Genomic DNA, 17,609 nt, shown 5'->3' on the forward strand with positions numbered 1-17,609 from the left:
ATTTCCCAGTATGTAAGACCCCTTGAAGACGACGAGGTAGATAGGCTGGGGGTGGAAGTGCAGTAATGCATGGAGCTGACCAGTACTAATCGGTCGAGGGCTTATCCAAATTGCAGGTTCTAGTCGCAAATTTCGTTTCGGATCTAGTTTTCAGAGAATAATCTCTGAACAATATTCCCTGATAGCTCAGTTGGTAGAGCACTCGACTGTTAATCGAGTTGTCACAGGTTCGAGTCCTGTTCGGGGAGCCATATGGAGAGGTGTCCGAGTTGGCCGAAGGAGCACGATTGGAAATCGTGTAGGCGCCACAAGCGTCTCGAGGGTTCGAATCCCTCTCTCTCCGCCATAGTAAGGCCCGTTGGTCAAGGGGTTAAGACACCTCCCTTTCACGGAGGTAACAGGGGTTCGAATCCCCTACGGGTCATTATTTTCACCTCAAAAAAGAGGTTGATTTTAACAAGTGTTTTATGTTAAGATCATAAATGTGTTGTTCGGAGGCTTAGCTCAGCTGGGAGAGCATCTGCCTTACAAGCAGAGGGTCGGGGGTTCGAGCCCCTCAGCCTCCACCATATCATTTTTATAACGACGCGGGGTGGAGCAGCCCGGTAGCTCGTCGGGCTCATAACCCGAAGGCCGCAGGTTCAAATCCTGCCCCCGCAATTATACTTTCTTCACAGAAAGTGACCTGGAACCGTGGTGTAGTTGGCCTAACATGCCTGCCTGTCACGCAGGAGATCGCGGGTTCGAATCCCGTCGGTTCCGCCATTTTTACCCTACATGAGGAATCTGTTCACTAAGTCTGTTATATGGCACCGACGCCCTGGATAAAGTGCAACATTCATGATTAGACTTTATTATGGCTCGGTAGCTCAGTCGGTAGAGCAGAGGACTGAAAATCCTCGTGTCGGCGGTTCGATTCCGTCCCGAGCCACCATTATTACTACAACTTAATACGCCGGTGTAGCTCAACTGGTAGAGCAACTGACTTGTAATCAGTAGGTTGGGGGTTCAAGTCCTCTCGCCGGCACCACTATGGAGGATTAGCGAAGTGGCCAAACGCATCAGACTGTAAATCTGCTCCCTTACGGGTTCGGTGGTTCGAATCCATCATCCTCCACCAGTTTTTAGGGGCATAGTTTAAAGGTAGAACAACGGTCTCCAAAACCGTTGGTGTGGGTTCAATTCCTGCTGCCCCTGCCAATTAAATTTCTAAGTGAATAATGAACATGGCGATTGTGGCGAAGTGGTTAACGCACCGGTTTGTGGATCCGGCATTCGGGGGTTCAATTCCCCTCAATCGCCCCATTATTTTTGGGGATTAGCCAAGCGGTAAGGCAACGGACTTTGACTCCGTCATGCATAGGTTCAAATCCTATATCCCCAGCCATTTGCGGACGTGGCTCAGCGGTAGAGCATCGCCTTGCCAAGGCGAGGGTCGCGGGTTCGATTCCCGTCGTCCGCTCCAAAAATATGGCGCCATAGCCAAGTGGTAAGGCACAGCTCTGCAAAAGCTTTATCCCCAGTTCGAATCTGGGTGGCGCCTCCAGTATATTTACTCAAAATATACTACAACATGATATGCCGGCGTGGCGGAATGGCAGACGCGCTCGACTCAAAATCGAGTGGGAAACCGTGGAGGTTCGAGTCCTCTCGCCGGTATAACGCATAACCCTGTGGATTGCTTAGACAATTCACAGGGTTATTTTTATTATTTTGGTGGTTTTCGCAATTGATGAATAGATCAATATATGAGGTTGACGTTTGAATAAATTAAATATATTGTAGATAAATAAAGTCTATAATATGGAACTGTATGGACTACTGTGATATCACTACACCGTATTGTTGAGATAACTTTTGTTGGTTTAAAAAGAGAAGATCCTTTCTGATAACTTTTAATTTTATTACATAGAACGGAGTGAAACGTAATGCTTGAGCAAAAAGTGTCTGAGGCAAACAATTCAGTTAATTATTCAGAACTATTATTTGATCTATCGATCTGGGAAGAGGCGTGGAAGCAGCGGCCGAGAAATCCAAGATATAAGAAGAAGAGTGCGCCATTCGAAACAGAAGAAGCATTTGATCGCTGGGCACGTGACTATCATCGTCAATCCTTTACAGAAGAAGGTAAGCAGCGTTCCGAGCGCATCATGAGCTGGATTGAGAATCAGGGTGTAGATTTTAGTGAGTTATCCATATTGGACATTGGTGCAGCTTCAGGCATTTTTACAATTCCTTTTGCAGAAAAGGGGGCTACTGTCACTGCAGTCGAACCTTCTGAACTGCTTATTTCTTTGATGAAAGAGACGATACCGAGCACATTAGCGTCCAAAATCGAGATTGTTCCTGAACGCTTTGAAGAAATATCGATTCAGGAGAAAGGCTGGGAACAGAAATATGACTTTGCCTTTGCATCCATGTGCCCCGCAATGTCTGATTGGGAAACCGTTGAACAGGCAATTCAAAGTGCACGCAAATACGTTTATATCAGTGCCATGGCCGGTCCGAGAGTGCATACGTTAATAGACGAGTTAAAAGAGGTACTTCATGTTAATCCGCCTTACCGTTCGGGAGATATGGGATACATACAGCAGCTGCTATTCTTGAAAGGTTACGCGTATACGTCTTTAATAACAAATGAAGTCAACAGCATTGAGATGCCTGTTCAGCAAGTTGTAGATCATCTACAGGAATGGCTAAACACCTATGGATTGCCTACGGATACAGACTCACTATACAAGGCTGAGCACTATATCCGAAGTGCCTATCCAGATGGCGTGGTTAACTTCCTACGTGGTGGCAGGTTCGGAAAAATACTAATTCAGCTGGACCAGCAGAATATGAAGATTGTTCGTAAGAAGGAAGCTAAGAAATAAAACAAGAAATAAAACAAGAAATAAAACAAGAAATAAAACCGAGCGTGAATCATTAAAAGGAGCAGATCATCTGCTCCTTTTTCATTTATCATTACAATCAATTATTTCATGGAAGAGCGAAGAGGCTTCTGTCTACGTTCCCGGTACTGACCTGGAGTAATTCCCTCCCATTTTCGAAACGAACGGATAAAGTTCTGCGGGTTATTGTAACGAAGCCGAGCAGCAATATCCTTAATGGTTAGCTCGGTTTCATCCAACCACTTTCGGGCCATCTTGAACCGATACTGTGACAAATATTCACTGAATGCGTAGCCTGTTTCTTTGCTAAACACAGTACTCAAATAGCTCGCATTATAATGGAGCCGACAAGCACACTCTTCGAGTGTTAGATCGGTATCGTATTCCTGATGGATGATGGCAATCATTCTTTCCGAGATCTGCTGATGCTGTGCATATTGCCTTTCTCTGAAAATGCCAACACCCGGCCTAATAATACGATGAATAAACCATTGCTCGATATCGGCAGCCGTTTGCAGAGCGAGCAGTTCGTTGATCAATGGGCTGTGCCCTGAAGAGATCTGTGCAAGTCGTATACCGGACTCCTGCATCATTTGTAATATATGCATCAATAATCGTGTTAAAGCAACCTGGTATTCTTCCTCGGTCCATTCCATATGATATACACGCTGAAGCAACTGTTGTAATAGTACGGAAGCTTCTGCCTCATCTGCAGATTGAATGGATTGCATAAGACGATATTCGAGTGACTCAGGGTAAGGTAGCGTCCACAAGGAAGAATAAATTGAAGCTTCTTCATTTTGTTTGACGCTAGCTCCTGGTATGGTCTGCTGCTGCAACATTTTCATAGCTTCAATATAAGCCAGGTGTATTTCTGAAAAGGAAGAGTATGGTTGACTGAAACGGATATTCAGCTGAAGATTCAAAACTTCACTCACTCGATGATGCAGCAGCTCAGTCATTTCGTAAAGTTCATTTGAAAATACAGAGTTGTCCATTTTGATAGAACCTATTACGGTTACTACAGTCTGTTCCACAATGATCGGAAGGAGTTGTCGATCCTTATCGATGGACTCCTCCACTATATTTTGAACGGCAAATAACAGGAGATCGAGATCGTGATGATCATATTTCGTTTGACTTGCCAAATCGGTCTTTAGGGTCAATACGGCTATTTGTTGCCACTGAATAAGATGATCTTTGTAACCTAGTTCGATCAAGTTTTGGTGCAGCATGCCGGGCGAGCACTTACCTAGAAATATATCTATCATATACTGAGTGCGTGTCTGCAAAACGTATTGATTTAATTTATACTCCATCTGGGACCGAGAAGCTGACAGCTGGTTAATATGGGTCTTGATCTGCTCGAATTCATTTTGAAGCGAAAAAAGGGATTGTGGCAGTTTCTTATTCGATAAAACTCTGTCAGTAATTCCTAGCTGCGATAGCAGGTTCCGTATGGGGATATGCAAACGCCTTGAACCTAACCATACGAAGAATATGGAGAGTAGAAGGAGTATTACGCCTACAGACAAAGTGTACAGTCCAATCTTGACATACTCTTGGGATAGGACATTCATGGGTGTAATTAAAATATAAGTCCAGCCCTTTAACGGTGTCTTGGCGAAGGTTAAGGAATATTCCGTATCAGCCATTCGAACCTCGTGGTATTCCTTTGAAGCAGCAGACGTATTCGGAGAGAGCAATTCGCTCAGGTCCATTTTAGATTCAATGTCTTCTATGTTCATTGCTGATAAGGGTTGTCCAATATACATAGGATCGGGGTGAACAAGAATGCGCTGTTCCCGGTTCACAATAATCAATTCTGAAGAAGACATATCCAGGTCAACGGATTCAGATACAATAGAATGATGCAATGAGCATGCAGGAATTCCACCAATTAAAGCTGAGTCAGCGGATGCATTCATAAGTGAGATGGATCTGCCGAGCACGATATGATAATTACATCCGGACGGGAAATCCTGTTCATTATGCTTAAATACAGATGATGGAATCAGCTGCCAGCCAGAGGTCAGGGTTTTGGACAACAAATCTCGCATGGGAAGAGCCAAAGGGAAGTCCGTGTTAAGATATAACCCCACATGATCGACCAGCCAATCCTGAGCTTCGTTAACTAGCGTAATATCCATTAAGGGCTCCCAGGATCGCATATGTTGAAATTCGGATTGAAGCTGGTTTGCTGTCGTTAATGTACCTGGAAGTGTGGCTGAAAGGGACTGAAGTGTAAGAGGAGACCGAGTCGCCTGATCCAGCATATAACTGATGGTGTTAAGCTTATGCTCGACGCTCGTCTGCATGTGTAAAAGAAGTTGTTTATTCGTTTGCATGCGATGCAGCTCCGTTTGATTCATGGAATACAGAATTGCCGCTATTCCGGCCAGCAGAATAGGCAAGGTACTGAGCAGAATGCCAAACAAAATCATTTTATGAAGATAACTGATGGACCGCACAGCCCCCACTCCTAACTTAAGAATTAGGATCAATACTGCTTCTATTTTAGTAAACGCTTACATTAATAACAACATTAATTTGTTTATATGGATAAAAAAGTATTTATGTTTGGGGTTTAGAAGAGCTTCTCATTCAACCGTACCTCATTCGGGGGAAACGAAATCCTTTTGTAAACGTACATAAGGCTTAAGGGAAGATCATATCAATGGCGATTGCAAGCTCAGATGAGGTTATGTCTCTCTAGTCGGATAAGGGGATATGAGGCATCCCAATCTCAAGCTCATTGTATGTCGACAGAGGTCTGATGTAAGGACAGACGGAGGTCCAACACCATCCCCGACCTGAGTCTAGGATGAAAAACCGTCCGCGGTCTGTTTTGAAAAGTCCCCGTTTCCCCTAGAATAAAGACATAAGGTTGAACAAGAAACAACAAACACAAACGAGCAAATAAACAAATCAAAATACAAACCGAAAGGGTGGTGAAAAAATTATGAGATGGAATAAGGGGAATGGCTGGGCGATTGTCCTGATTGCGCTGGGAGCTCTAATCCTTTTCGGAAAGTTAACTCCGCTTCTTGGACACCTGATGGGGTATCTGATTCCGATTCTGATGATTGCACTTGGTTACTACGGGGTTAAACGAGGAAATGTAATGCTGGGCTGGATCGTCTTGATCATCGGTATCTTGTCACTGATGGGTAAACTGGCTTGGTTGATCGGACCAATCATCGCCATCGGATTAATCATCTTCGGTGTCTCGATGCTCAGCAACAATCGCAGTCGTCGTGGCCGCTACTAAATGATCACGATCTTGAAAAGGAGGACAGAACATAATGAGTGTATTTCGTCGAATGCGGGATATTACCGTAGCTACATTAAATGAACATCTGGAGCAAAGTCAGGATCCAGTCAAACTGATTGATCAGTTTCTGGTCTCGACCCGCCAAGACATTGGCGAAGCCGAGAAGCTTCGTCATCAATATGCAAGCCATACTAGACAGATGAAGCAGCAAGCCGACCAGGCAGCAAGTATGGTGCACAAACGTGAAGAGCAGGCTTCAATGGCTCTGAAAGCAGGAGAAGAGCATCTTGCGAAACTTGCCCTGCAGGAGAAAATTCTCCATGAAGAAAAGATGGAACAATACAATGAACTGTATGCCCAGAGCAATGCAGCATTACAGGAACTTGATGAACAGATTGACCAGCTGAAAGTGGAGTATCAGAATGTGTACAGCAAACGTCAATATTACTACGCTCGTATGCAAACCATTCAATTGCAGCAACGAATGAATCAAAGAGGTCACTACAATAATCAGAATGTACCTCGAATGTTCAATCGCCTGGACGACCAAGTCTCTGATCTTGAATATGAGGCACAGAGTCTGAGAGACATTCGCCGCATGAGCCAGGATGGTTCAGGAACAGCAGGCAGCATGTCCTCCTCTACCTTGGATAAAGAGCTGGAGCGCCTGAAACAGAAGCTGAACAATGAAAGGAAGGAGTAGTCACATGAATAGATTATACCGCTCGACGCGTAACCGAAGGCTGACAGGTTTGATCGGCGGCATCTCTGAGAATCTTGGATTTAGTTCGATGCTGCTGCGTCTCATCTTCTTCATCAGTATTTTCGCTACGGGGGGTACATCATTGCTGATCTACTTCATCGCTGCATTAGTGGTGCCGAAGGAACCCTATCCTGCAGATCCATACGGATATGATTCCGTAACAGGATATAAGTAAACGAAAGGAGCAAGCACATGAGCAAATTATACCGCTCAACGCGTGACCGGATGCTAACAGGTTTGATCGGCGGGATATCCGAATCCATCGGAATGGACTCCACGCTGCTGCGGATCATCTTCGTCATCAGTATCTTTGTAACAGGCGGCACAGCGTTGTTAATCTACTTTATCGCAGCTTTGGTGGTACCGAAAGAACCGTTTCCACCTTATGACCCGTATGGTTACGGTCCCGGCCCTGGTGCAGGTCCTGGCAGAGGATACAACAGCTATGATCACGACCCGAACAGAGGACCTTTCCGGGGCAACAATCAAGGTCACGGTGGCTTCGGCCCGGGCCCAGGTTACAATAACAGACCACATTCGGGCCCACGTTCTTACGATAATAACAGCTATGGAGCAGGTGCACCTCAAGAGAGTGAACTGGATTCCATGATGAAAGATATTGAGAAAAAAGCATTGAAAAAAGAAGTTGAAGAGCTACGCCAAAAATTATCTCGTTACGAGAAGGGAGAAAAGTAAAATGGGAGTATTTAAACGGATTAAGGATATGACTAAAGCGTCGGTAAATGATATGTTGGATAAAGTGGAAGACCCGATTGTAATGTTGAACCAGTACTTGCGTGACATGGAGGCCGAGATTCATGAGGCTGAAGTAACAGTAGCCAAACAAATGGCAAATGAGCGTCGTATGAAGCAGCGTCTGGACGAAGCGGAGCGTACATCGGTACAACGCGAGTCCCAAGCTGAAGTTGCGCTGGCTAATGGTCAGGAAGAAGTAGCGCGCAAATTGCTGGAAGAGAAAATCTACTTTGATCAAAAAATTACGGAGTACAGTGAACTGCACGCACAATCTGAAGCACAAGCCAAAGACCTGCTGCAACAGCTTCATGACATGAAAGACGAGTTCTACAAAATGCGTAACAAACGCAATGAGCTCGTATCCCGTGCCCAAATGGCGAAAGCCAAAAAGCAAATGTCCTCCATCAACAGCCTGCATTCAATCGAAAGTGGTAGTGCATCGCTTGGATTCCATCGTATGGAAGAGAAAATCATGCAGCTGGAAGCTGAAGCAGACGTATCCCGTGCTCCTTACCGGAACACACAATCTACGTATACCAATCCTGTAGATGTTGAAAAACAGTTCAAAGTAGATCAACAACTGCAAGCCCTGAAAAACAAACTGGGCAACGGGTCCAAAAATGAAACAGGCGGCACTTCTAAAGAATAACTGTTCGCTCAGCAGACAATATGATATTCTATAAATCGTGAATAAAGAACGGTTTGTAGAACAAAGGTTAAGCCATACAGGTCAGTATCGCCTGGTATGGCTTTTCCAACGAATAGGGAAAATCAACTTGCAGAGGAGGTGCGGCAGAGATGAACAAAAAAGAACAATGGCTTGCATTTGCGATCATTATTATCGGTATAATCATGCTATTGAATCAGCATATTAATCTGCTGACAGCTGCCGCACTGATCCTGTTAACGATTGGAATGGTTCAGGTTCGTAAAGGAGATACGCACAAAGGTCACCGCTACTTGGCGATTGGTGGATGTCTTCTGCTGCTTGGGAACCTGATGATTGTATTTTTAATTGTACTGGCTTCACTGGCCTATTTTTATTCCAAAAACAAAAAGATGCATCTGCATGGCGATGTCATGCGCAAACAGAATTTTTTGGCCCGTTATTACTGGGACCAGGTGCCTTGGACGTTACGAAGCATGAGCTTATGGCACGCTATTGGTGAAGTTAATGCAGATCTGTCTCTCTCCATTCCGGAAGAAAAACAGACCATTGTATTGCTGCAAGGAGTTATGGGAAATGTTCGTTTGACACTGCCTGAGGATTACGGAGTAGAGATTGAGGCTTCGGTCATGTTTGGACGAATTAGTCTGAATGGGGAAAAAGACAGCGGCATGATGAACAAGTTGATATGGAGAACGCCTGGTTACGAAACCAGTGAACATAAAGCAAAATTTGTTATTTCTTATATTGTTGGCGACCTAAGCATTCTTAATCCGTAATAAATCAATAAGTGAAGAAAAGGAGGAGACCCGGTTGAAGACAAAACGACATACCGACATGGTAACCCGAAGTATGGGTGAAGGGATCCTCCTTGTTTTCATTGTGCTCGCTGTGATCTTATATGTGCTGTATACATATGGTTATCTTGCTCCGTTTGCTGGATGGAGGCATCTGATTCAGTCTGGCTTAGCGCTGGTTTTATTGCTGATAGGCATCGGAGCGTCTTTTGGCTTCTATCAGAGTTACCGGGTCAAACGCAGGCTTGAATTGCTGCGGGAAACCCTTCTACAATGGGAAAAGGGATCTCTATCGCGCACCGTACCCGATCTGGGGATCGACGATGTAGGCCGTTTAAGCGAACAGCTCGGGCGGATCGGCAAGAAGTGGGAAGATCAGGTTACCTCACTGCAACGACTATCGACCAACAATGCACAGCTCGCAGAGCAAGCCAGAATAACGGCAATTGTGGAAGAGCGGCAGCGATTGGCACGAGAGTTGCATGATGCCGTTTCTCAGCAGTTGTTTGCCATTTCGATGACTGCCACAGCGGTTGGACGAAAGATGGAGAAGGACTTTGCACGTGCCCAGCGGCAGGTGGCATTGATTGAGGAGATGGCTTCGGTAGCCCAATCCGAGATGCGCGCATTGCTTCTGCATTTGCGACCGGTTTATCTGGAAGGCAAACATTTAGAACAGGGCCTGAAAGATCTTGTCATGGAATTAAAAACCAAAGTACCCATGGACATTGTACTTGAGATGGATGAAGATATCCATTTGGTCAAAGGCATTGAGAATCATCTGTTCCGAATTATTCAGGAAGCGATGTCCAATACACTGCGCCATGCCAAGGCAGAAAAAATGGAGATTCGGCTGCAGCGCCGGACCGATGCAATTCGTGTGCTTATTCGTGATGATGGTCAGGGCTTCGATCTGGATGACCAAAAGCAGGCTTCCTATGGTCTGGCCAACATGCGGGAACGTGTTACGGAGATCGGGGGAGCCATTCAATTTGTAACGGCACCAGGTAAGGGAACACGAATTGAGATAACGATACCTTTGATGAGCGATGAAAGTGAGGAAGAACATGTCAATGGAACCGGAAGTAGAAACGGAGACGGAAACGTCGATCAAAGTGTTGCTCGTGGATGACCATGAAATGGTACGGATCGGCCTCGCGGCCGTGCTCGATACAGAGGACGGGATCGAGGTTGTGGGTGAAGCGGGAAGTGGCGAGGAAGGTATTCGACTGGCGCAGGAATATAAGCCGGACGTTGTTCTGATGGATCTAGTCATGGAAGGCATGGACGGGATCGAGGCTACACGGCAGCTGCTCAAAATGTATCCGGAATGCAAAGTCATCGTGCTAACCAGTTACCTGGATGATGAAAAAATGTATCCTGTTATTGAGGCAGGGGCCTTCAGCTATCTGTTAAAGACATCAAGAGCCAATGAAGTGGCAGATGCAATTCGTGCTGCGGCACGTGGACAATCGGTTCTGGAATCGCAGGTAGCCTCCAAAATGATGAATCGATTCCGGCAGCCACAGGCAGCAGCCCCGGCCCATGATGAGCTTACTGACCGGGAGATGGATGTGCTTCGTTTACTCGCGAAGGGCAAGTCCAATCAGGATATAGCCGATGATCTGATCATCGGTATCAAAACAGTGAAGTTCCATGTAACGAATATCCTGGCCAAACTTGGTGTGGACGACCGGACACAGGCAGCTATCTATGCCTATAAAAATGGTCTAGCAGAGTAAGAAGACTGTAATGGGAACGACTTTAATTAGTAAATTCATTAGCAAGAAAACGTACTTAACGAATTTGAATAGATAGATCGGCAAGTGGAAAGGTCTGCTCTACCATGCACATGGTGGAACGGGCCTTTTTTTGTGATGTCCAAAGAAGTTTAGCAAATGGGGAAAGGGGGCATGCTGTTGATAGATTCATAGAATGGAAGAGAGAGCGGAGGATAACCATGTTAAATCGTTGGATGTCTGCAGGTATAGTGGCTTTGGCACTTATTATTGTTATAGGTATGACGACGGCGTATGCAGAGAAAAGCGAGTCAGAAGGCGAGAAGCTGGAACAGTTGATACATACCTCGAACGCAGCGATGGACCAGGTTGAACGCATGATTATCAAATGGCAGGGACAAGGGATAGGGAGTGCAGAGGAACAAGCAGCACGTTTGTCGGAGCAATTGGGACTGCCGCGACCGGTTTTGGGAAGCCAGACAGGTCATGATGTGTATCGCAGTGAGATTCAGGCTGAAGGAAGTCGTGCAGGCATATTGGTAAATGCCGTCGTGACTGGAGAGAACGGATACTATGTTATTGTACAGTTGGCGGGGAATCATTCCACTGGATTAAGCGAACTCGTTTCTTTGCATGAACAGGTAGATCAGCTGCTTGCAAATTCTGAGGTGGAAGCGGCATGGAACCTTTCAGTTCAGGGCAGAGGAACAACCGATGTATCGGTTAGCAATCAACTAGAAGAGACAGAGGCTAAGCTGTCTGGCCAACTGAGTATGCATGCAGCTGAGCGTTATACGGATGACAACACTGCAAGCGTGTCCTACCGTGTCCCTGAACTCCCGACTGCCATCCAGAGTGGCTCGGATGTTCTGAACATGCAGATTGCTGTACATCAGGACCATGATAAGGAAAGCAATCGTGTTACGTTAGGTTTTCCGGTAATCACTATAGAGTATTGAAATGATATTAGGTGAATTTATAGGCTTGATCATGAATATTTATAGATCAATTTTTAGGGAAATGTTTGAAGGAATATGGGGCTCCTTTATCAGGAAAATTAGTGCAACCCTTCAGGCAATATGCTAAAATGGCATCACATCCAAGAGGAAGCTACTGGTAATTGTCGGTTGTATGTTGTGCATATATAACACCATTACATAGCTCGGGAAGAGCAGAGAAAAGAGTCTTCCCGGAAGGAAGAGGAGCCCATGGTCGAAAAACAAATGCGAGATGAAGTGCAGACGCCAGGCGCAGTATTTTTCATTTTTGGAGCAACGGGTGATTTGGCCCGCCGGAAGCTGTTTCCGGCAATCTATAGTCTTTACCGCGAAGGCAAGCTAGCCGAAGACTTTGCGGTTATTGGTGTAGCCAGACGTCCGAGGACACCAGAACAATTCCGGGAAGACATTCATGAATCCATTAAGGAGTTCTGCCGTTATCCGGCAGGTGAACCTGATGAGTGGAATGCGTTTGTCGAACATTTTGAGTATAAATCTCTTGATATTAATAACGTGGATGGCTTCAGAGAGTTACGGGATCAAACAGAAGGCCTGGAAGCAAAGTTTAACACGCCAGGCAACCGGCTGTTTTATCTGGCACTGGCTCCAGAGCTGTTCGGCAGTGTCTCTTATAGTTTACGTGATGGCGGAATGCTGGAGAGCCGAGGCTGGAACCGGCTTGTCATTGAGAAGCCGTTCGGGTATGATCTGCAGTCTGCCGAGCAGTTGAATGAGCAGATCCGTGAGGTGTTCCGTGAAGAGGAAATCTATCGGATTGACCATTATCTGGGCAAGGAAATGGTGCAAAATATTGAAGTGATCCGCTTTGGTAATGCATTTTTTGAGCCGCTCTGGAATAACAAACATATTGCGAATGTTCAAATCACACTTGGTGAGACCGTTGGTGTGGAGGAACGTGGGGGTTACTACGATCATTCCGGTGCGCTGCGGGATATGGGGCAGAATCATATGCTTCAGATGCTGACGATGATTGCCATGGAGCCGCCAAGCCGTTTATTTCCTGAAGATATCCGGGACGAGAAGGTTAAGGTGCTGCGTTCCTTGCGACCATTCACATCCGATGAAGAAGTGAGCCATAACGTTGTCCGTGGACAGTATACAGAAGGGGAGTACCGGGGCAAACAGCTTCCGGGGTATCGTCAGGAGGACAAGGTTAATCCAGAGTCAAATACCGAGACTTATTTTGCTGCACGTGTATTCGTGGATAACTTCCGCTGGGCGGGTGTCCCTTTCTACATTCGGACAGGCAAACGTCTGCCGGTGAAAACGACGGAGATTGTGGTTGAATTCAAGTCCATGCCGAACAATGTATATCTGGGCAAAAAATATAAACTGGAACCGAATCTGCTCGTTATTCGGGTGAATCCGATGGAAGGCATCTATATTAAAATCAATGCCAAGAAACCGGGCTCGGACTCCGAAATTCAGCCGCTCGCAATGGACTTCTGTCAGAGCTGCATGATCGGAATCAACTCGCCAGAAGCATACGAGCGTCTGCTGCATGATGCGGCAGAAGGGGATTCCACATACTTCACCCGCTGGGATGAAGTGGCGACCGCATGGTCTTTTGTCGACCGTATTGCTTCCGCATGGGCGGGGAATCATGGAGAACTGCATACGTATCCTGCAGGCACATGGGGACCGGAAGCGACAGGGAAGCTGCTGGAGCAGGATGGTTTCCACTGGTGGCCGGTGAATGGGCAGGACGAAGACAGTGTTATTTGGCAAGTGAACAACTAATCCAGTAAATCATGTGTGAAAAAGCCTTGGATGGGACGTGAGTGCGCGTTCTTCCGGGCTTTTTTTGCATAGGAGAGAGAAAGAATAATAAGGAAATAAATAAATAAATAAAAATAAGTTGTTGACAAAAAGTAAGTGAATAACTTATACTCAACTCAAGAGTTAAAGAAATTACGCAAAAGAAAAACGGACGAAAGAGTTCTAAGGAGTTCTTCGAACCGATAGATTATTCATGAGATGAAATTTGAACCAGGTGAAGGGGTTACGAACACATTCATGAAGGAACATTTTAGCATAATATCTTTAATCTAAGAATACTATTTTGTAACTATTTGAATGGAGGAAAAGGACATGTTGGATGTAGGACTTTTGTTGATTCGTTTGGTGATCGGTTTGTCGTTTATGGCTCATGGTGCACAGAAGTTGTTTGGTTGGTTCGGGGGTTATGGGATCAAGGGTACAGGCGGATGGTTTGAGTCCATGGGGATGAAGCCGGGCGCACTTGTTGCACTGCTGGCAGGTTTGGCGGAATTCGGTGGCGGCTTGCTGCTGGCTCTGGGTCTGCTGACTCCAGTAGGTGGCATTCTGATTGCACTGACCATGTTGATTGCGATTGTAAAAGTTCATGGTGCAAATGGATACTGGTCTACACAAAACGGTTTTGAGTATAATCTCGCGATCCTGGTGATCGGTGTGGCGTTGGCTCTGATCGGTGGAGGACAGTACGCACTTGATGCATTGATTTTCTAAGTAAGCTAGGAACGTGAATTAGGAGTACCTGGATGCCATTTTATTGGTTGAAAGGTGCTCTTTTTTTGTGATTGGAAAAGTGAAGAATCCTTTGCAGGTAATCGGTTATTTTCGGTAAAGATTATGGTACAATAGGAGAGTTGGGTAAGAAGCAGGTTAACGGTTTGTTAAAGCAGCACAGGAATAGGGAGGATGAACTCCGTTGTAAATGTGTAAAATTAAACCTAATGTGCAAAAATCGAAGAAAACAATCAACCGGTATTGCCGGATTGCATAAAAGATTGAGATTAGACCGGCCAGGCCGGTAATTAACGTTGAATGAACGGATGAAAGGGATAGAACCTATGAGCAAAGCAGATAACATTCTTCAACAGGAAGTGGACAAACGCCGGACGTTTGCCATTATCTCTCACCCGGATGCGGGTAAAACCACATTGACCGAGAAGCTGTTGCTGTTCGGGGGCGCGATTCGTCTCGCCGGTACGGTCAAAGCGCGGAAAGCAAGCAAGCACGCTACAAGTGACTGGATGGAAATCGAGAAACAGCGGGGGATCTCGGTTACATCTTCCGTGATGCAGTTCGATTATCTGGGTCATCGTGTAAACATTCTGGATACTCCGGGTCACCAGGACTTCAGTGAAGATACCTATCGTACACTGACAGCTGCAGATAGTGCAGTCATGCTGATTGACGTGGCCAAAGGTGTCGAGGCACAAACCATCAAGCTGTTCCAGGTTTGTGCGAAGCGCGGCATTCCGATCTTCACATTCATCAACAAGCTGGACCGTGAAGGACAAAGCCCGTTTGATCTGATGGAAGAGCTCGAAAACGTACTGGGTATTCGCTCCGTACCGATGAACTGGCCGATTGGTACAGGACGCGATCTGTGCGGCGTGTATGACCGGATGAAAAACCAGGTGGAATTGTTCCAAGGGGACGACCACTCTACGATTAAAGTGCAAAAAGTAGACGGCTACGAAGATCCGATTATCCGTGAGATGGCGGGAGAATATCTTCATGATCAGCTGTGTCAGGATCTGGAGCTTCTGGATGTAGCGGGAGATCCATTCGACATGGAGAAGGTACAGCGTGGTGAGCTGACTCCGGTATTCTTCGGCAGTGCCATCAACAACTTCGGTGTGCAGACATTCCTGGAGAACTTCCTGCAGCTCGCTCCTAAGCCGGAGCCGCGTCACAGTACCGCGGGTGAGATCGAACCGACGAATGAGAAATTCAGCGGATATGTATTCAAAATCCAGGCAAACATGAACCCGGCACACCGCGACCGTATCGCGTTCCTGCGGATCGTGTCTGGTAAATTCCAACGGGGGATGAGCGTTAAGCATAACCGTGTGGGGAAAGAGATTAAGCTGTCCCAACCACAGCAATTCCTGGCTCAGGACCGGGATATCGTAGAAGAGGCATATGCTGGCGATATCATCGGATTATTTGACCCGGGTATTTTCCGGATTGGCGATTCGCTTAGTCAGGGAAGTGAGGTTGTATTTGATGAAATGCCAACCTTCTCGCCAGAGATTTTTGCCAAAGTAACGGTCAAAAATGCATTGAAACATAAACAGTACCAAAAGGGTATCGACCAGTTGACGGAAGAAGGAACAATCCAGGTGTTCAACACGGTGAGTTTCGATGAAACACTGCTTGGTGTTGTAGGTCAGCTCCAGTTTGAGGTATTCGAATACCGGATGAAAGGCGAGTATGGGGTAGATGTACAGCTGCAGCGTATGCCTTATCAGTTTGCTCGCTGGATCGTGGATGAGAATCTGGATCCGAGCAAATTCCGGATTAACTCAACCCTGGTGAAGGATAAAAAGGGGAATTACGTTGTCCTGTTCGAGAATGAGTATGCGATGAGAACAGCAATGGACAAAAACCCGACTGCCCAATTCCTTGAGACAGCTCCATAAGTTTAGCTTAATATGAAGCCATTATAATAATGGCATTAATACAGCAACGGTAAAGATCCCTCCGCCTTCTGGCGGGGGGATCTGTTGCTTTGCACCTTACTTCGATGGCAGGTATGATCCAGCCGGATAAGGGAAAGCTTTCTTTTGCAGGCAGAACAAACGTGATGACGGTTACCGATCCCTTTCAATACCTCGATTAGCGAAGCGGTTGAACGGGGATGGTGTGCAGATGCTCCTGCGCGACTTGAATCAACTCATCCTGCTTCGCAGAATCAGTGTTCTTCCAGATCATTTCGAAAATGGCGCCAAGTCCGGGCAATGCGGCTTCCGGTCCATCGACAGAACCTTCAATCATCTCCCGGAGCTGATCATCACTCTTGTCATGAACTTTATGAACAATCGCTTCACGCAGGCTTAATGTAATTGGCATCGCAATTCCCTCCTCGTATATTCGGCTGCTCCTATACTGTTCCCTGGGAAGCGTGAGCGCATTCAAGTTTATCCGGCTTTGTGGTATACTACGAAGGATATTTAAGTAAGCATTGACATCTGAAAGGATGCGCAAGAGCTGAAGTGCAGCGGGAGGTTAAGACCCTAATGGCTAAGAAACAGTATGCCGTAATTGGCATGGGGCGGTTCGGATCAAGTGTGGCCAATGCGCTGAGTGGTATGGGATTCGACGTACTGGCAATTGATGCGGACGAGCAGCGGACTCAGGAAATGTCCAATGTGGTGACTCATGCTGTATCGGCAGATTCAACAGATGAAGAAGCGCTGCGTGCGCTGGGCATACGAAATTTCGACGTTGTCGTTGTGGCAATCGGTGAAGATATTCAGGCGAGCATTTTGACGACCCTGATTTTGAAAGATATGGGTGTTCCGGTTCTAATCGTCAAGGCACAGAATGAGCTGCACGGTAAAGTGCTGCAAAAGATTGGAGCAGACAAGGTCATCTACCCTGAGCGGGATATGGGGCTGCGTGTAGCCCATCATTTGACCTCTCCGAACATACTGGATTACATTGAGCTGTCTGAAGATTACAGCATATTGGAGATGAGAGCCTCCGAGCAGATGATCGGCAAAAACCTGTTGGAGCTCAACATTCGTGCACGCTTCGGTTGTAACGTCATGGCGATTCGCAGCGGGAATTCCATGAATATCTCTCCGTATGCGGAAGATCGGATTGAAGCTGGGGATGTATTGATCATAGTGGGCCACAAGGACCATTTGACGAAAATGGAGCTCGCCTATCCGAAGTGATGTCTCGGAGTCACCCGGAGTAAAT

General features: G+C 46.2%; 16 protein-coding genes, 15 tRNA genes and 1 rRNA gene. 30 read left to right on the top strand and 2 right to left on the bottom strand.

From position 1 onward, the window contains the following. The 17 genes from GUA98_RS19970 to GUA98_RS20050 form a co-directional block, all read left to right on the top strand. Positions 1-109 (top strand): 23S ribosomal RNA (locus GUA98_RS19970); the annotation flags it as partial. A 66-nt stretch (positions 110-175) separates the two neighbouring features. Then, a tRNA-Asn gene (locus tag GUA98_RS19975) sits at positions 176-251 on the top strand. 3 nt (positions 252-254) lie between these two features. Then, positions 255-346 (top strand) — tRNA-Ser (locus tag GUA98_RS19980). A gap of 6 nt (positions 347-352) precedes the next feature. Further along, positions 353-424 (top strand) — tRNA-Glu (locus tag GUA98_RS19985). A gap of 69 nt (positions 425-493) precedes the next feature. After that, positions 494-569, top strand: a tRNA-Val gene (locus GUA98_RS19990). A 17-nt stretch (positions 570-586) separates the two neighbouring features. Further along, positions 587-660: transfer RNA gene (locus GUA98_RS19995), tRNA-Met, on the top strand. Between the two features lie 27 nt (positions 661-687). Next, positions 688-765: transfer RNA gene (locus tag GUA98_RS20000), tRNA-Asp, on the top strand. A gap of 93 nt (positions 766-858) precedes the next feature. Beyond that, a tRNA-Phe gene (locus tag GUA98_RS20005) sits at positions 859-934 on the top strand. Between the two features lie 20 nt (positions 935-954). Beyond that, positions 955-1,030, top strand: a tRNA-Thr gene (locus GUA98_RS20010). A 4-nt stretch (positions 1,031-1,034) separates the two neighbouring features. Next, positions 1,035-1,120, top strand: a tRNA-Tyr gene (locus tag GUA98_RS20015). A gap of 6 nt (positions 1,121-1,126) precedes the next feature. Further along, positions 1,127-1,200, top strand: a tRNA-Trp gene (locus GUA98_RS20020). A 29-nt stretch (positions 1,201-1,229) separates the two neighbouring features. Further along, positions 1,230-1,305, top strand: a tRNA-His gene (locus GUA98_RS20025). Positions 1,306-1,312: 7 nt separating this feature from the next. Further along, positions 1,313-1,387: transfer RNA gene (locus GUA98_RS20030), tRNA-Gln, on the top strand. Positions 1,388-1,390: 3 nt separating this feature from the next. Next, positions 1,391-1,465 (top strand) — tRNA-Gly (locus GUA98_RS20035). Positions 1,466-1,472: 7 nt separating this feature from the next. Beyond that, positions 1,473-1,546 (top strand) — tRNA-Cys (locus tag GUA98_RS20040). Between the two features lie 34 nt (positions 1,547-1,580). Next, positions 1,581-1,659 (top strand) — tRNA-Leu (locus GUA98_RS20045). 269 nt (positions 1,660-1,928) lie between these two features. Next, positions 1,929-2,876, top strand: coding sequence for a class I SAM-dependent methyltransferase (locus GUA98_RS20050; protein ID WP_193724198.1), 948 nt, complete (start codon positions 1,929-1,931; stop codon positions 2,874-2,876). 101 nt (positions 2,877-2,977) lie between these two features. Here the strand turns inward: GUA98_RS20050 and GUA98_RS30195 are convergent, their stop codons facing one another. Next, the gene (locus GUA98_RS30195) at positions 2,978-5,365 is read right to left on the bottom strand and encodes a helix-turn-helix domain-containing protein (RefSeq protein ID WP_153979927.1); all 2,388 of its coding nucleotides are present in this window, start codon (positions 5,363-5,365) and stop codon (positions 2,978-2,980) included. Between the two features lie 491 nt (positions 5,366-5,856). Between GUA98_RS30195 and GUA98_RS20060 the strand changes: the two genes are divergently transcribed. The 12 genes from GUA98_RS20060 to GUA98_RS20115 all read left to right on the top strand — a co-directional run bounded on the left by GUA98_RS20060 (position 5,857) and on the right by GUA98_RS20115 (position 16,324). Continuing rightward, positions 5,857-6,165 carry a LiaF transmembrane domain-containing protein gene (locus GUA98_RS20060; protein WP_095292221.1) on the top strand — a complete coding sequence of 103 codons (309 nt, stop codon included), beginning with the start codon at positions 5,857-5,859 and terminating at the stop codon, positions 6,163-6,165. A 34-nt stretch (positions 6,166-6,199) separates the two neighbouring features. Beyond that, positions 6,200-6,871 carry a PspA/IM30 family protein gene (locus tag GUA98_RS20065; protein WP_110756943.1) on the top strand — a complete coding sequence of 224 codons (672 nt, stop codon included), beginning with the start codon at positions 6,200-6,202 and terminating at the stop codon, positions 6,869-6,871. A gap of 4 nt (positions 6,872-6,875) precedes the next feature. Continuing rightward, on the top strand, positions 6,876-7,106 hold the full coding sequence (locus GUA98_RS20070) for a PspC domain-containing protein (protein WP_095292218.1): 231 nt from the start codon (positions 6,876-6,878) through the stop codon (positions 7,104-7,106). A gap of 17 nt (positions 7,107-7,123) precedes the next feature. Next, positions 7,124-7,627, top strand: a complete 504-nt coding sequence (locus tag GUA98_RS20075) for a PspC domain-containing protein (protein ID WP_193724199.1) — start codon at positions 7,124-7,126, stop codon at positions 7,625-7,627. 1 nt (position 7,628) lies between these two features. Beyond that, the gene (locus tag GUA98_RS20080) at positions 7,629-8,336 is read left to right on the top strand and encodes a PspA/IM30 family protein (protein WP_193724200.1); all 708 of its coding nucleotides are present in this window, start codon (positions 7,629-7,631) and stop codon (positions 8,334-8,336) included. A 149-nt stretch (positions 8,337-8,485) separates the two neighbouring features. After that, positions 8,486-9,133, top strand: coding sequence for a cell wall-active antibiotics response protein LiaF (liaF, locus tag GUA98_RS20085; protein ID WP_193724201.1), 648 nt, complete (start codon positions 8,486-8,488; stop codon positions 9,131-9,133). 34 nt (positions 9,134-9,167) lie between these two features. Continuing rightward, positions 9,168-10,283 carry a sensor histidine kinase gene (locus GUA98_RS20090; RefSeq protein WP_153979925.1) on the top strand — a complete coding sequence of 372 codons (1,116 nt, stop codon included), beginning with the start codon at positions 9,168-9,170 and terminating at the stop codon, positions 10,281-10,283. Next, positions 10,225-10,893, top strand: coding sequence for a response regulator transcription factor (locus GUA98_RS20095; protein WP_153979924.1), 669 nt, complete (start codon positions 10,225-10,227; stop codon positions 10,891-10,893). The genes GUA98_RS20090 and GUA98_RS20095 overlap by 59 nt, the downstream gene beginning before the upstream one ends. Positions 10,894-11,111: 218 nt before the next feature. Continuing rightward, on the top strand, positions 11,112-11,849 hold the full coding sequence (locus tag GUA98_RS20100) for a YwmB family TATA-box binding protein (RefSeq protein WP_193724202.1): 738 nt from the start codon (positions 11,112-11,114) through the stop codon (positions 11,847-11,849). Between the two features lie 249 nt (positions 11,850-12,098). Beyond that, positions 12,099-13,649 (top strand): glucose-6-phosphate dehydrogenase, encoded by a 1,551-nt coding sequence (gene zwf, locus GUA98_RS20105; RefSeq protein WP_193724203.1) that lies wholly within the window; start codon positions 12,099-12,101, stop codon positions 13,647-13,649. 351 nt (positions 13,650-14,000) lie between these two features. Next, positions 14,001-14,399, top strand: a complete 399-nt coding sequence (locus tag GUA98_RS20110) for a DoxX family protein (RefSeq protein ID WP_153979921.1) — start codon at positions 14,001-14,003, stop codon at positions 14,397-14,399. Positions 14,400-14,743: 344 nt separating this feature from the next. Then, positions 14,744-16,324, top strand: coding sequence for a peptide chain release factor 3 (locus GUA98_RS20115; protein ID WP_153979920.1), 1,581 nt, complete (start codon positions 14,744-14,746; stop codon positions 16,322-16,324). 196 nt (positions 16,325-16,520) lie between these two features. Here GUA98_RS20115 and sspI read toward each other — a convergent pair whose 3' ends face one another. Continuing rightward, a complete protein-coding gene (gene sspI, locus GUA98_RS20120) occupies positions 16,521-16,754 on the bottom strand; it encodes a small acid-soluble spore protein SspI (RefSeq protein WP_095292206.1) in 234 nt (77 codons plus the stop codon). A gap of 167 nt (positions 16,755-16,921) precedes the next feature. Here sspI and GUA98_RS20125 point away from each other — a divergent pair, with 167 nt between their 5' ends. Beyond that, positions 16,922-17,584: a potassium channel family protein gene (locus GUA98_RS20125; RefSeq protein WP_127538885.1), complete on the top strand. Its 663-nt coding sequence runs from the start codon at positions 16,922-16,924 to the stop codon at positions 17,582-17,584. Positions 17,585-17,609 lie beyond the last annotated feature (25 nt).

The sequence above is a fragment of the Paenibacillus sp. P13VS genome (assembly GCF_015143645.1).
In the GTDB taxonomy this organism is placed as follows: Bacteria; Bacillota; Bacilli; order Paenibacillales; family Paenibacillaceae; genus Paenibacillus; species Paenibacillus xylanilyticus_A.

Bases quoted from the DNA above. Each gene is read 5' to 3' on its own strand.
- GUA98_RS20050 (WP_193724198.1), top strand. From the start codon at position 1,929: ATGCTTGAGCAAAAAGTGTCTGAGGCAAACAATTCAGTTAATTATTCA.
- GUA98_RS20060 (WP_095292221.1), top strand. From the start codon at position 5,857: ATGAGATGGAATAAGGGGAATGGCTGGGCGATTGTCCTGATTGCGCTG.
- GUA98_RS20065 (WP_110756943.1), top strand. From the start codon at position 6,200: ATGAGTGTATTTCGTCGAATGCGGGATATTACCGTAGCTACATTAAAT.
- GUA98_RS20070 (WP_095292218.1), top strand. From the start codon at position 6,876: ATGAATAGATTATACCGCTCGACGCGTAACCGAAGGCTGACAGGTTTG.
- GUA98_RS20075 (WP_193724199.1), top strand. From the start codon at position 7,124: ATGAGCAAATTATACCGCTCAACGCGTGACCGGATGCTAACAGGTTTG.
- GUA98_RS20080 (WP_193724200.1), top strand. From the start codon at position 7,629: ATGGGAGTATTTAAACGGATTAAGGATATGACTAAAGCGTCGGTAAAT.
- liaF (WP_193724201.1), top strand. From the start codon at position 8,486: ATGAACAAAAAAGAACAATGGCTTGCATTTGCGATCATTATTATCGGT.
- GUA98_RS20095 (WP_153979924.1), top strand. From the start codon at position 10,225: ATGGAACCGGAAGTAGAAACGGAGACGGAAACGTCGATCAAAGTGTTG.
- GUA98_RS20100 (WP_193724202.1), top strand. From the start codon at position 11,112: ATGTTAAATCGTTGGATGTCTGCAGGTATAGTGGCTTTGGCACTTATT.
- zwf (WP_193724203.1), top strand. From the start codon at position 12,099: ATGGTCGAAAAACAAATGCGAGATGAAGTGCAGACGCCAGGCGCAGTA.
- GUA98_RS20110 (WP_153979921.1), top strand. From the start codon at position 14,001: ATGTTGGATGTAGGACTTTTGTTGATTCGTTTGGTGATCGGTTTGTCG.
- GUA98_RS20115 (WP_153979920.1), top strand. From the start codon at position 14,744: ATGAGCAAAGCAGATAACATTCTTCAACAGGAAGTGGACAAACGCCGG.
- sspI (WP_095292206.1), bottom strand. From the start codon at position 16,754: ATGCCAATTACATTAAGCCTGCGTGAAGCGATTGTTCATAAAGTTCAT.
- GUA98_RS20125 (WP_127538885.1), top strand. From the start codon at position 16,922: ATGGCTAAGAAACAGTATGCCGTAATTGGCATGGGGCGGTTCGGATCA.